Here is a 13,287-nt window from a genome sequence, read left to right as displayed (position 1 = left end):
GTTGTCTCGGCGAGGCGGGTGCGCCTTTGGGTGCTCCGGCGTGATCGACGCGGCGGCTCGAGAAGCCCCGTGTTCTGATCACGCCCGCAATCTCGCCGCCGTGCACAACCGCCCCCGTGCAGAGATCGACGATCCCCGCCGCCCCTGCCGCACGTCGTGTGATTGAAGGAGTGCTACACCGTGTCCGAGGTACGTCTTTCCGTCGAACCGCGCACCGAGTTCGGAAAGGGTGCCGCCCGTCGCACCCGTCGCGCAGGCAAAATCCCCGCGGTGCTTTACGGCCACGGCTCGGACCCGCGGCACTTCGCGCTGCCGGCGCTGGAGTTCGCCCGCGTCGTGCGTGAGAACGGCACCAACGCCGTCCTGACGCTCGACCTGCAGGGCTCCACCGAGCTGGCGCTGACCAAGACCATCGTGGTCCACCCGCTGAAGAACTACATCGAGCACGTCGACCTGCTGGTCGTCAAGCGCGGCGAGAAGGTCACCGTCGACGTCCCGGTCGTCGTCACCGGCACCGCCACCCCGGGCACCCTGGTCGCCCAGGACCTCGACGCCATCCAGGTCGAGGTCGAGGCGCTGCACATCCCGGAGCAGGTCGAGGTCTCCGTCGAGGGCATCGAGGCCGGCACCCAGATCACCGCGGGCCAGGTCGCCCTGCCCGAGGGCGCGGTCCTGGTGACCGACGCCGAAGCGCTCGTCGTGGCCGTCAACGAGGCCCCGCGCGGCGAAGCCGCCGACGAGGCAGGCGAAGGCGAGACCGCCGCCGCCGAAGCGGCCGAATAAACTTACCTTCGTGAGTGAAGACCTGCCCGGGGCCGGCGAGCTGATTCTGCTCGCCGGCCTCGGCAATCCCGGGCCCCAGTACGCCGGCAACCGGCACAACGTCGGGTTCATGGTGCTCGACGAACTCGCCGCCCGGATCGGCGGCAAGTTCAAGGCGCACAAGAGCGGCGCCGAGGTGCTTGAGGGCAGGCTGTCCGGTACCCGGGTGGTGCTGGTGAAGCCGCGCTCGTTCATGAACACCTCGGGCGGCCCGGTGGTCGGCGCGGCCCGGTTCTTCAAGGTGCCGCCGTCCGGTGTCGTGGTGGTGCACGACGAGCTGGACGTCGATTTCGGCGCGGTGAAGATGAAGCTCGGCGGCGGCGACAACGGACACAACGGACTCCGGTCCATCACCAAGTCACTGGGCACGCGCGACTACTACCGCGTGCGTTTCGGCATCGGCCGCCCGCCCGGCAGGCAGGATCCGGCGGATTTCGTGTTGAAGGACTTTTCGACGGTCGAGCGCAAGGAGCTCCCGTTCGAGATCGACCGGTGCGCGGACGCCGTCGAGGCGCTGGTGTCGAAGGGCCTGGCCGCCGCGCAGAACGAATTCCACGCCGGCTGACGTTGTTGTTCTAGTGAGTGAGCGCCAAGTGCTCTGCGTGATGCTTTTCTCACTCGATGGGCGGCATTCTCTTCCCTGATCGAGTCGTCCACGCGGCCGTGGTCTTCCCGGAGTACTCGGCACCGGTTAGGACGGATTCAGGAGTTCGCAGCACCCCCCGACCCTGAATCGGAGAATGTCCATGTCGTTCACCGCCGAGGACCTCGCCGAGGTCGCCTTCGGTAACGCCCCGATCGGCCGCCGCGGCTACGCCAAGCACGAGGTCGACGACTTCGTCCGGCGTATCGCGAAGACGATCGCCGACGAGGACGACCTCACCGCCGCCGAGGTCCACCACGTGCTGTTCTCCAAGCCGCTGATCGGCAAGCGCGGCTACGACGAACGCGAGGTCGACCAGTTCCTGGACGAAGTGGAGGCTCAGCTGGCGGACCTGTCCGGCCGGCGCGCGCCGATGATCCCCGGCAGCCGGGGACCGGGCCAGGCGATGCTGGAGCGAGCCGCCCGGCCAGCGGCGGCGGACGCGCCCGCGGAGCGGTTGTCCGAGCTCTGATTCGACCGCTGGCGACAGTTCGCCGGTAGGCCCCTGGCCAGTCCGTGAAGGCCCCTTGAGGGACTTAGATTCCCTCAAGGGGCCCTTCACGGACTCAGCCGCTGGAGGCCGGACACCACCGCGGCAGTCGGGCCGGAAGCGCAGCCTTACGATTCGGCGTTCCGAGCGATCTTCTCCGCGTACTGCACCGCGGTAGCCGCCCGCTTCACCTTCCCCGACGGCGTCTTCGGCAGCGACCCGGCCGGCAGCACCACGACCGCGAACGGGCGCATGTCCACCGCGTCCCGGACCCGCGCCGCGATCTCCTTGCTCAGCCGTGCTTCCTCCGCCGCGTCGCCAGCCAGCTTGGACTCCACCACCACCGCGAAGCGTTCCCGGCGCGATCCCGCGTCCAAGCGGACCGCCACGGCGTTCCCCGCCCGAACCCCGTTCACCGAACCCGCTGCTCGTTCGATGTCGGTCGGGTACAGGTTCCGGCCGCCCATGATGATGACGTCCTTGCGCCGTCCGCAGATCACGATCTGGCCGTCGACCAGGTACCCGAGGTCCCCGGTCTTCATCCAGCCGTCCGGTCCCTGGGTGGCCAGCGGACCGTCGACGGTCAGGTACCCCGGCGTGACCGCCTCGCCGCGCAGCCGGATCTCGCCGACCTGCCGATCGCCCAGCACCGTCCCGGAATCGTCCACGATGTCGGCTTCCAGCCCGTCCAGCGGCCGCCCGAGCAGCGCGAACGAGCGAACCTCGTCGGTGCCGCGGCGCGGATCTCCTTCCGGCACCGGAACGGCCCGGTTGTCCGCTTCCAGCGCGTATGCCTCGACGAAGTCCAGGGTCAGCCCGGTGAACAGCGGCGCGAACGACACCGCCAACGTCGCCTCGGCCATGCCGTACGCCGGGAACACGCACTCCGGCGGCATCTTGAACCGCTTGCCGGCGTCCACGAACGTCTGCACGGCCGTCTCGTCGATCGGCTCCGCGCCGTTCAGCGCGATGCGCAGCTTCGACAGGTCATAGGCGTTGTCGTCCTCGACTCGCGCCATCCGCTTGCCGACGATCGCGTACGCGAAGTTCGGCGCGGCCGTCGTCGTGCCGTGGTACTTGCTGATCAGCTCCGGCCAGATCAAGGGGCCGGTCAGAAATTCGACCGGGGTGATCTTGACCAGTTCGACCCCGAACGTCATCGGCACGGTCAGGAAGCCGACCATGCCCATGTCGTGGAAGGTCGGCAGCCAGGACACCATCACGTCGGTGTCGAAGTCGAACTCGGCGCGGTCGACCATCGCCTTGACGTTGGTGTAGAGGTTGCCGTAGGTGATCCGCACCGCCTTCGGGTCCGCGGTCGACCCGCTGGTCAGCTGCAGCAGCGCGGTGTCGCCTTCCTCCGTCGGCACGATCTCGGCCAGCGGCTCGGCCGCGGCCAGCTCCGCGATCAGCCGGTAGCGGATGCCCTTCTCGGCGAGCACCGGGGCGAGCTGGTCGAACGGCTCGCCCAGCACTACGAGCTCGGCCCCGATCATGCCGAGCACCTTCACCGTGTCCTCGGCCCATTCGGCGAGGTCGGTCCGCGGCGTCGGCTGGTGCAGCATGGTGACGCTGCCGCCGGCCAGCCACACCGCCTGTACGGTCGGCGCGATCAGCGCCGGCGCGGCGGCGAGAACACCCACCGCGCTGCCCGGCGCGAGACCGCCGGCCACCAGTCCGCCTGCGATCCGGCGCGCTTCCTCGTGCACCTGCGCCCAGGTCCGGCGGACCGGCTCCTTGGGCTCCCCGGTCACCATGCCGCGCCGCTGGCCCCGGTCCGCCGCAGTTCCGACGAGAGTGTCCACAAACCGACTCATGCGGGTCAGATTACTGTCCGGTTTTCGCGGCCACGCCCGCGGCGGCGTGAACAGCGAGTGTCCGGCCCGGGCAGCCCCCGAAACGACACGGGGACGGACCCGACGTGCGGATCTGTCCCCGCGGCGATGCAGGTCCCCGCCGCGGCCGAAACCGGACGCGGGCACGGGGCGAAGCCCGGGCACACCGAGGCGGCGTTGTCCCCCGGGCGACGGTCGCCGAGGAAGCCGAGCACGAGGCGCGCGAAGCCTCCGCGGCAGCGACCCTGCGGAGCGACCTCGCCCGTCCCGCCGCTGTCACTCGGCCAGTTCGGAGGTCTCCAGCCACTTCGCCTCGACGTCGTCCTTTTCCGTCAGGACGCCCTTCAGCTCGGTGTTCAGCTCGATCAGCTTCTCCGGGTCCGTCGCGGCTTCGGCCAGCGCGGCGTGCAGCTTCTCCTCGCGCGCCGAGAGCTTGTCCAGCTGCCGCTCCAGCCGGCCCAATTCCTTCTGCGCCGCGCGGATTTCCGCCGCGCTGCGCTTAGCCTCGGTCTTCTCCGGGGCGGGTGCCTCACGACGCGGCGCGGCTTCCTTGGCCCGCGCGCGCCGGTCGAGATACTCGTCGATGCCGCCCGGCAGATGCGTGACGTTGCCATCGCCGAAGAGCGCGTACGTGGCGTCGCAGACGCGCTCGACGAGGTACCGGTCGTGCGAAACCACGACCATCGTGCCGGGCCAGCCGTCCAGCAGGTCTTCCAGCTGCTGCAGAGTGTCGATGTCCAGGTCGTTCGTCGGCTCGTCCAGCAGCAGCACGTTCGGCTCGGCCATCAGCAGCCGGCACAGCTGCAGGCGGCGCCGCTCGCCGCCGGACAGGTCGCCGACCGGCGTCCACTGCCGTGCGGCGGGGAAGCCGAGCTTCTCGCCCAGCTGCGACGCGCTCATCTCCTGCTTGCCGAACACGACGCGGCCGGCGACCTGCTCGATCGCTTGCAGCACGCGAAGATCGGCGGGCAGGTCGTCCAACTCCTGGCGCAGATGCGCGAGCGCGACCGTCTTGCCCTGCACGCGCCGGCCGGTCGGCGATTCGACGTCGCCGCCCAGCAGCTTCAGCAGGGTGGTCTTGCCGGATCCGTTCACGCCGACCAGACCGATCCGGTCGCCCGGGCCGATCCGCCAGGTGAGGTGATCGAGCAGAGTCCGCTCGCCGACCGCCAGCGAGACGTCTTCCAGTTCCAGCACCGTTTTGCCGAGGCGGCGTTTCGCGAACGCCATCAGCTCGACGGAATCGCGCGGCGGCGGCACGTCGGCGATCAGCGCCTCGGCCGCCTCGACGCGGTAACGCGGTTTGGACGAGCGCGCCTGCGGGCCGCGACGCAGCCAGGCCAGTTCCTTGCGCGCCAGGTTCTGCCGCTTCTCCTCCGCGGTCGCGGCCAGCCGGGCCCGCTCGGCACGGGCGAAAATCCAGTCCGCGTAACCGCCTTCGTACTGCTCGACCCGGCCGTTCGCGACCTCCCAGGTGAGGCTCGCGACGGTGTCCAGGAACCACCGGTCGTGGGTCACGACCACGACCGCGATGCGCCGGCTCAGCAGGTGGTCGGCGAGCCAGCGGACGCCCTCGATGTCCAGGTGGTTGGTCGGCTCGTCCAACACCACCAGGTCCAGCTCGCCGGTGAGCGCGGCGGCCAGCGCGACCCGGCGGCGCTCTCCGCCGGACAGGTTCGCGGTCGAGGTATCCAGTCCGATCGCGGTAATGCCCAGCCCGTCCACAATGGACCGGACGCGCGCGTCGGCAGCCCATTCGTGCTCGGCGCCGTAGCGCTGCAGCACGACATCGCCGACGGTGCTGCCCACCGGCAGCTCGGTACGCTGGGTGACGACCGCCATCCGCACGTCGCGCACGTGGCTGACCCGGCCGGAATCCGGTTCGCTCAGTCCGGAAAGGACTTCGAGCAGCGTCGTCTTCCCGCCTCCGTTGAGCCCGACGACGCCGATTCGCTGCCCCGCGGCGACGCCGAGGGAAACGTTGTCCAGCAACGGCTTCACGCCGTAGGACTTGCTCACCGACTCCAGGTTGACCAGGTTGGCCATCCGGATCCTTTCCACTGTGGACTAATAGTTCAGGCGTGTACGCGCGGGGGCGCGCTGCGCGGCGCGTCGTCGCCGCCGACCACCCGCGCGCCGGGCACCGGGCCGTGCGCGACCCGGACGGTGCGGCACACCCCCGCACCGGACAGTTCGGCGGCCACTTCGACCGCGGTCTCCGCGTCCGCGCACAGGAACGCGCAAGTGGGCCCGGAGCCGGACACGCACCCGGCGAGCGCCCCCGCGTTCACCCCGGCGCGCAGCGTGCGGCGCAGGCCCGGCCGCAGCGACACGGCCGCGGCTTGCAAGTCGTTGCCCAGCAGCAGAGCGAGCTGCCGGGGGTCGCCGGACGCGAGCGCCTCGACGACCGGTGTGTGCGAGCCGATCCGCGGCGGCTTGCCGTCCGCGCGCAACCGGTCGAGCTCGCCGAACACCTTGGGCGTCGAGAGACCCTCTTCGTCGAAGGCCAGCACCCAGTGGAAGGTGTGCCGCCCCAGCACCGGCACGAGCCGCTCACCACGACCGGTGCCGAGCGCGGTGCCGCCGTACAGCGCGAAGGGCACGTCGCTGCCGAGGCGGCCGGCGATGGTGGCGAGTTCGTCCCGGGTGATGTCGAGCTTCCACAGCGAGGACAGCCCGACCAGTGCGGCGGCCGCGTCGGCGCTGCCGCCGGCCATGCCGCCCGCGACCGGAATGCCTTTGCGGAGCACGACCCGCACCTTCGGCGCGTCCGCATCCGGCCGCCCGGCGTACGCGGCGAGCTCGCGGGCCGCACGCCAGGCGAGGTTGGTGCCGTCGGTGGGGACCGTGCGCTCCCCCTCTCCGTACACCTCGAGCCCAGGATCGTCAGTAGCCGCGACGGTCACCTCGTCGGTGAGCGAAAGCGCCTGGAAAACGGTCACCAGCTCGTGGAACCCGTCCGATCGCAGGTCTCCGACGGCCAGGTGCAGGTTGACCTTGGCCGGGACCCGGACGGTGACAGGGGGAGGAACGACGGCGAGCACCTGTCCAGCCTACGTGGCGCCGCTCCGCCGGGGCTCACCAGGAGAAAAACCCCGGGGCGGGATCACTCGCCGGGCAGGACAGATGTCCTGATAGCCAGTACAGCTGACCTGAGATACCGGCCGCCGAGACCGATACGGCGAAACCAGTGTCGCGAACCGGACGGCTGCGGCATCCTTTCCGCGTGCCGATCACCACTGACTTCTGGGCCGCGACGGCGCAGATCATCCCGACGCTGCTGATCGCGTTCGCAGTGGCGGAGAAGTCCGCGAAGCTCACGAGAGCGCCGCGAGAGGGCAGGCGGATCGTGACCGCCGTGATGCTGCAGTTGTCGCTCGCCCTCGCCGCGGTGGCCGAGTTCCTCGCCCTCGGCGGCCTGCTGGGGATCGGCGGACCAGGCACCGCCCGGGTCGTGATCATCGCGATCGGCGTGGTGTCGTCGTGGACGATCTTCGTCGTGGCGATGTGGGCGGCCCTGAAGTTCGTGCCCGAGCAGGCCGAGTCGGAGGCGGCGATGGACCGGCTGGAGGCGAAGCTGGATCGCGAGCTGGCCGAGACAGCGACCCGCTCCGCCGAGATCTGGACCGGAATCAAGTACACAGCGGTGCTGATCGCCGAATTTCTGTCCCTGACCGGCCAGCTGCTGCTCGGCATCCTCGTCTGGCTCGCGCCGACCGGGGCCTCGATCTGGCTGGCGTGCTCAATCTGACCCGCCACAAGCGCACCGCGGACCGCCCCGATCCGGAGCGGCCCGCGGTGGAGATGCCTTGCGGCTAACCGGAAATCAGGCGGCGACCACGCTCTGCGGGCCACGCGCCGGCTGGCTCACGTGCGCGCCGCGCTCGGCGATCCAGGACAGCGCGGCGTCCGCGCGCTCGCCGCGGACCCCCAGGCGGAAGCGGGCGATCGGGGTGTCGCCGAGGCGGGTCAGGCCGCCGCCGATGGTGGCCAGCTCCACATCGAAGCGACTGGCCGCCTCGGGGAGCAGTGCGCCCACCGACGCGAAGCCGATCAGCACCACGTCGACCGCGCGGTCGTACTTCGCGGACTGGGCGCGCGAGGTCTCGATGGCCGGCAGCACCGCCTGTGCGGTCCAGCTGTCCGGCGTCGAGACGAGGTCGAGGACCGAACCGCGCTCCACCAGGGCGCCGTTGTCCAGCACCGCGACGTCGTCGCAGACCCGGCGGACCACGTCCGCGTCCTGGGTGGTGACGACGATCGTCACGCCCAGCTCGGCGCGGGCCCGGTCGAGCACCGCCAGCACGGCGCCGGCGTCCTCCGGCGCGATGCCCGCGGTCGGGTCGTCGGCCAGCAGCACCGCCGGGCCGGCGGCGAGAGCCTTGGCGACCGAGACGCGGCGGAGCTGGCCTTCGGTGAGTTCCTCCGGCTTCTGCGCGGCGCGCGCGGTGAGGCCGACCAGGTCGAGCAGCGAGCCGACCTTGCTGCGCCGCTGCGGGCCGTCGACGCCCAGCTGCTCCAGCGGGCTGGCGATGTTGCCCGCGACGGTGCGCTCGGCGATCAACTCCGGCTTGGTGCCGACAACGCCCAGCTGACGGCGGATTTCCCGCAGCCGCTTGCCGTCCAGCGTCGCGGTGTTGAGGCCGTCGAGCCGCACCACGCCGCGGTCCGGGCGCTCCTGCAGCGCGATGCACCGGGCGAGGGTGGACTTGCCGGAACCGGCCGGGCCGACGACGCCGAACAGCGAGCCGGCTTGCACGTCGACGCTCACGTCACGCAGCGCGGCGACACGGTTTCCGTGGAAGGGAAAGGACTTGGACACGTTTTCGACGGTGATCACGAAAGGGCTCCATGGCATACGGGCGCGGCGCCGATTCCGGGCGCGCCAAGCGTCATCGAATTACCGTCCGATGTGGACGGTGCAAGAAAAGACCGGAAGAAAGATCAGGCGATGACCATGGAGCGTTGACACGCACATACCGAGCGGCGACCTTCGTCGACGACACGTCGGCGGGTCAGCAGGAGCGGGCGGGTGACCCTCTTCATCGGAAACAGCCTCCATCGGTCCTGGCGGTAGCACCTGCCCTGCGGAGGGTGGTTGCTGCGACTTCGGCGAGCCAGGTCTCTCAGTCGCTCGGGATGGACGCTTCTGAGTAAAGCCGATCCCACGGACTGAACGCAAGCACGCGGATGCAGATCACACGTCTGGTGGCGGCCGCATGCCGGAACGGCCGTCTTGCCTCGCGGGAGCGGGAACCTCGGCCGCCGAACAGTGCTCCGACCTGGCAGACCCTGCCGAACGGCGATCATGAGATCCACTGTGGACAACGCAGACCCGGTTGCGGATCAAGGAATTTCGGCCGAAGAGCCAGAACTTTTCACTGTACCTCGGTCCGCCGCCGGGTGCACCAGCCGCTGAGGAAGGTAGGCCGCCAAGGCGAACCATCGGCTCTCGACGGGCCCGAACAGTCCGGTTCGCGACCACCGGAGCTTCCCCCGGATGCCGAGGCCGCCCGCACCTTCTCGAGTGCGCCGGACGAGGGCTTCGAGCGGACCGGGAATAGCCGCGCCGACAGCCTGGTTGAACCAATGTGACCCCGGTCGCGCCTGCCGCGACGCGAGGCGATTTTGTGTTTGCCGGGAAATGTCCGCATAAATGTCTGGACGATGGGCGAGATCCAGGACTCATTCCATCAGGCCAGCAACCAGTCCGGGGCGGGACCCGCGCGGGTTCCGCTGCATCGCCGCATCCGAGCCGGGCGGGCCGCAGCGGGACAGATCGCGCGGTCGCCCTGGCGGACGACGTCCGGACCTTCACTCGAGGACTGGGCGAAGCCGGCGCGCGTGCGGCCCTCGGCGGCCCGAGATCAGGACTTGGCTGCCGCGATCCGGGCGAACGCGTGCACGTCCAGCTGCTCCCCGCGCGTCCGCGGGTCGATCCCCGCCTCCGCGAGCAGCTCCCCCGCCCGATCGGCCGAACCGGCCCAGCCCGCCAGCGCGGCCCGGAGGGTCTTGCGGCGTTGCGAAAACGCCGCGTCGACCACCGCGAAGAGCCGTTCCCGATCGACGCCGGACACCGGGTCGGTGCGACTGAACGACACGAGCGCCGAATCGACGTTCGGGACTGGCCAGAACACCGCACGCGGCACCGCGGCCACCTTGCGGGCCGGGCCGTACCAGGCGAGTTTCACGCTGGGCACGCCGTAGGTGCGGCTGCCCGGTCCGGCCGCCATCCGATCGGCGACCTCGGTCTGAACCATCACGAGGCCACTGCGCAGCGATGGCAGCTCGGCGAGCAAGTGCAGCACCACCGGCACCGCGACGTTGTACGGCAGGTTCGCGACGAGGGACACCGGTTCCGCGGGCAGGTCGGCGGCGCGCACGCGCAATGCGTCCGCTCCGACCACAGACAGCCGTTCCGCGGCCTCAGGCGCGCGCTCGGCCGCCGTACGCGGCAACCTGGCGGCGAGGACCGGATCGATCTCCACCGCGACCACCTGGGCGCCCGCGGCGAGCAAGCCGAGGGTCAGCGAGCCGAGGCCGGGGCCGACCTCCAGCACGATGTCTCCGGGCTGCACGCCGCCGAGTTCGACGATGCGGCGAACCGTGTTCGGGTCGTGCACGAAGTTCTGCCCGAGCTTCTTCGTCGGCCGGACGTCGAGTTCGTCGGCCAGCCCGCGGATTTCGGCAGGTCCCAGCAGTTCCACCACCGGACGAGCCTACCCAGCGCACTCGGCGGCCCGAGCAGGCGGCACGAAAAACGCCGGCGGCCGCGAGCACGAAGCTCACGGCCGCCGACGGAGGAAAACTCAGGCGCGCTTGCCGCAGACCGGCCAAGCGCCGTAGCCGCCGCGGGAATCGCGGACCTTCTCCGCGACCGCGATCTGCTGCTCGCGGCTGGCCTCGCTGGGCAGCGACGCGTACTGGCTGCCGCCGTAGGCGTTCCAGGTCTGCTTGTCGAACTGGAGACCGCCGTAGTAGCCGTTGCCGGAGTTGATGGCCCAGTTGCCGCCCGACTCGCACTGCGCGATGCGGTCCCACGCGGAACCGTCGCCGATCGCCGGCTGCGGGGGCTGCTTGGTGCCGACCTTGATGATCTTGTCCTTGGCGGCGACGAGGATCTTCTCCGAGATCTGCTCGCGGCCGACCTCTTCGCCGTTCTTCTTGGTGACCTTGTAGGTGACCAGCTTCGTGCCCGGCGTGCCCGGGTCGTCGACGTTGGTCTGGCCCTGCAGCAGCGTCGGGTCGTCGACCTTCTGCACGTTCGGGTCGATGGTCTCTTCCTGGTTGACCATCGAGACGCCCATGCGGCTGATGTGGACCTCAGCGCCGTTCTTCAGGCCGACGTCGAGGCCGCCCTCGATCGCGTCGTCCGGGCCGAGGTTCAGCTTCAGGTCGGAAGCGAACTCCTTGGTGGTCACCGCGTTGGTGGTCACCTGACGCGGCGCGTTGGCCCCGTCGAACAGCGTGATGTGCTTGAGGGTCTTGACCTGGACGGTGGAGCCCTCGAGCGGCAGTTCGCCGGATGACGGCATCGAGGTCCAGGTGCCCTGGGAGAGCATGCTGCCCATGCCGAGCTGGTTCATCGCCTCGCCGAGCGTGGTGGCGCGGACCCAGGAGGGCCGGGACACGCCGTCGACGACCAGGTTCAGCTGGCGGCCGCGCTCGAGCTTGATGACGCCGCCGTCGCCGACCGCCGCCTGCGGGGAGGGCGAAAGCGCGTCGTGCTCGCCGACCGAAAGCCCGGCGTCCTTGAGCACGTCGCCGACAGTGCCGCCGAAGGTGTGCACGGTCTGCTGGTGACCGTCGACGTCGACGGTGATGCTCTTGTTCATCGCGAGCGCCGCCGCGCCGCCGCCGCCGATGGTGACCAGCAGCGAAAGCACGGCGCCCTTGAGGAAGCGGCGCTTCCACGTCTTGGTCGCTTCGCGCAGCCCGTCCTCGACGGCGGCCTTCTTGGCCTCCGGAGACGCGGTGCGGTCCTGCTCGACCTCGTCCGGCAGGACGAGCGGCGGGAGCAGGGTGGTCTCGGCGTTGATGAGCCGGATCAGCTCGTCCACGTCGACGTCGATTTCCGACATCAGCATGTCGGCGTCCGGGCCGAGGGCCGCGAGCACGTCCTGCTCGGTCACCTTCAGCTCGTCGGAGAAGTCGTACTGCCCGTAGGCGGTGTCGTCGAGCTCACGGTCGAGCACGGCCACCGAACCAGCGGGGGAGGAGAAAAATGCCGAACCCGCGTCAAGACGCGAGTCATCCTGCCTACTACCAGTCACCGGGTCGTTCCCTTTCCCAAGACATCGCGCGTCCGACGCGCGTCGTCCTTCGTTCGCGACGCACCCTCGCAGGGCACGCCTCTCAAGTCCGACACCCCCAGCCAGCGCCATCGTCACGGTCCCAGGTCGTACCAACCCGGTTCCGCTTCCCCGACGTGCACTGACGTGACTGGTGGGCGTATCAGCCGGTATCCGCTGCGCGGTACCGACCGGCACGATCACGGGACAGTAACGGGTGTCGGCGGGTTGCGCAAACACCCCCCGGAGTGTCGTGATCTGTGTCACTCATCAGGTGGACGAATGCCCGCACCCGAACGTCGCAATCCGTTCAACCCCATGTGACAGTGCGAAATCAGGCGGGCAGCCGGTAGACGCGTTCGGCAGTAGTCCGGACCGCCTCGGCGACCTCGTGCACCGCTTCGCCGCGAAGGGCCGCGAGATGCCGCACGGTGTAGGCGGTGCAATACGGCTCGTTCGGCCGCCCACGGAACGGATGAGGGGTCAGGAACGGCGCGTCGGTTTCGGCGAGGTACTGCCCGCTCGGCACGATCCGCGCCGCCTCTCGCAGCCCGTGCGCGTTCTTGAACGTGACGGTGCCGGCGAAGGACAGTACGTAGCCCTTGTCGATACAGCGGCGCGCGATGTGTTCGTCGCCGGAGAAGCAGTGGAAGACGACCGTCTCGGGCGCGCCTTCCTCGTCGAGGATCCGAAGCACGTCTTCGTGCGCTTCGCGGTCGTGGATCATCAGCGTCTTGCCGAGTCGCTTCGCGAGGTCGATGTGCCAGCGGAACGCGGCCTGCTGCGCGTCGTGCGGCGAGTAGTCCCAGTAGTAGTCGAGACCGGTTTCGCCGATCGCGACGATTCGCTCGCCGCCGGCCAGCCGCTCCACTTCGGACTGTTCGACCGGGCCGAATTCTTTGGTGCGAGTGGGATGGATGGCCACCGCGGCGAAGACGCGCGGGTCCCAGGTGGACGCTTCGGCGGCCCAGCGGGCGGCAGCGAGATCGTCCGCGACGGTGACGACGCGGGCCACCCCGGCCTGCGCCGCGCGGTCGACCATCGCGGAAACGTCGGCCGCGGTTTTCGCGCCGCAGGCGTCCAGATGGGTGTGCGCGTCGACCACCGCCACCGGGAGGCGGTCGGGGATCGGGGGAAGTTCGCGCTTTTCGTCGCCCATGCTCACCAAGCTACTGGGCCCCCTCACCGCCCCTCGCCCGAAGGCCG

Annotated in this window: 11 protein-coding genes and 1 riboswitch; of the genes, 4 read left to right on the top strand and 7 right to left on the bottom strand. The window is 70.0% G+C overall.

Annotation, left to right across the window (positions count from 1 at the left end):
- The first annotated feature begins 180 nt into the window (after window positions 1–180).
- The 3 genes from AMYBE_RS0138490 (at window position 181) to AMYBE_RS0138480 (ending at window position 1,937) form a co-directional block, all read left to right on the top strand.
- Window positions 181–783, top strand: a complete 603-nt coding sequence (locus tag AMYBE_RS0138490) for a 50S ribosomal protein L25/general stress protein Ctc (protein ID WP_020664736.1) — start codon at window positions 181–183, stop codon at window positions 781–783.
- A 10-nt stretch (window positions 784–793) separates the two neighbouring features.
- The gene (gene pth, locus AMYBE_RS0138485; protein ID WP_020664735.1) at window positions 794–1,387 is read left to right on the top strand and encodes an aminoacyl-tRNA hydrolase; all 594 of its coding nucleotides are present in this window, start codon (window positions 794–796) and stop codon (window positions 1,385–1,387) included.
- Between the two features lie 181 nt (window positions 1,388–1,568).
- Complete coding sequence (locus AMYBE_RS0138480; RefSeq protein WP_027928460.1) at window positions 1,569–1,937, top strand: DivIVA domain-containing protein; 369 nt, start codon at window positions 1,569–1,571, stop codon at window positions 1,935–1,937.
- Window positions 1,938–2,083: 146 nt separating this feature from the next.
- Here AMYBE_RS0138480 and AMYBE_RS0138475 read toward each other — a convergent pair whose 3' ends face one another.
- The 3 genes from AMYBE_RS0138475 to AMYBE_RS0138465 all read right to left on the bottom strand — a co-directional run bounded on the left by AMYBE_RS0138475 (window position 2,084) and on the right by AMYBE_RS0138465 (window position 6,834).
- Window positions 2,084–3,772, bottom strand: coding sequence for a fatty acyl-AMP ligase (locus tag AMYBE_RS0138475; RefSeq protein ID WP_027928459.1), 1,689 nt, complete (start codon window positions 3,770–3,772; stop codon window positions 2,084–2,086).
- Between the two features lie 294 nt (window positions 3,773–4,066).
- Window positions 4,067–5,836: an ABC-F family ATP-binding cassette domain-containing protein gene (locus AMYBE_RS0138470; protein ID WP_020664732.1), complete on the bottom strand. Its 1,770-nt coding sequence runs from the start codon at window positions 5,834–5,836 to the stop codon at window positions 4,067–4,069.
- A 29-nt stretch (window positions 5,837–5,865) separates the two neighbouring features.
- Window positions 5,866–6,834: a 4-(cytidine 5'-diphospho)-2-C-methyl-D-erythritol kinase gene (locus AMYBE_RS0138465; RefSeq protein ID WP_020664731.1), complete on the bottom strand. Its 969-nt coding sequence runs from the start codon at window positions 6,832–6,834 to the stop codon at window positions 5,866–5,868.
- A gap of 182 nt (window positions 6,835–7,016) precedes the next feature.
- On the opposite strand from AMYBE_RS0138465, the gene AMYBE_RS0138460 reads away from it, so the two are divergent.
- On the top strand, window positions 7,017–7,541 hold the full coding sequence (locus AMYBE_RS0138460) for a hypothetical protein (RefSeq protein WP_154676416.1): 525 nt from the start codon (window positions 7,017–7,019) through the stop codon (window positions 7,539–7,541).
- Window positions 7,542–7,616: 75 nt separating this feature from the next.
- Here AMYBE_RS0138460 and AMYBE_RS0138455 read toward each other — a convergent pair whose 3' ends face one another.
- The 4 genes from AMYBE_RS0138455 to AMYBE_RS0138440 all read right to left on the bottom strand — a co-directional run bounded on the left by AMYBE_RS0138455 (window position 7,617) and on the right by AMYBE_RS0138440 (window position 13,240).
- Window positions 7,617–8,630: a methionine ABC transporter ATP-binding protein gene (locus tag AMYBE_RS0138455; protein WP_020664729.1), complete on the bottom strand. Its 1,014-nt coding sequence runs from the start codon at window positions 8,628–8,630 to the stop codon at window positions 7,617–7,619.
- A gap of 215 nt (window positions 8,631–8,845) precedes the next feature.
- Window positions 8,846–8,936: riboswitch (SAM riboswitch) on the bottom strand.
- 721 nt (window positions 8,937–9,657) lie between these two features.
- Window positions 9,658–10,500 (bottom strand): 16S rRNA (adenine(1518)-N(6)/adenine(1519)-N(6))-dimethyltransferase RsmA, encoded by an 843-nt coding sequence (rsmA, locus tag AMYBE_RS0138450; RefSeq protein ID WP_020664728.1) that lies wholly within the window; start codon window positions 10,498–10,500, stop codon window positions 9,658–9,660.
- Window positions 10,501–10,599: 99 nt separating this feature from the next.
- On the bottom strand, window positions 10,600–11,985 hold the full coding sequence (locus AMYBE_RS0138445) for a resuscitation-promoting factor (protein ID WP_020664727.1): 1,386 nt from the start codon (window positions 11,983–11,985) through the stop codon (window positions 10,600–10,602).
- 430 nt (window positions 11,986–12,415) lie between these two features.
- Window positions 12,416–13,240, bottom strand: a complete 825-nt coding sequence (locus tag AMYBE_RS0138440) for a TatD family hydrolase (protein WP_020664726.1) — start codon at window positions 13,238–13,240, stop codon at window positions 12,416–12,418.
- Between the last annotated feature and the right edge of the window lie 47 nt (window positions 13,241–13,287).

The sequence above is a fragment of the Amycolatopsis benzoatilytica AK 16/65 genome (assembly GCF_000383915.1).
Taxonomy (GTDB): Bacteria; Actinomycetota; Actinomycetes; order Mycobacteriales; family Pseudonocardiaceae; genus Amycolatopsis; species Amycolatopsis benzoatilytica.
This window is presented reverse-complemented; position numbering and strand designations above follow the sequence as displayed.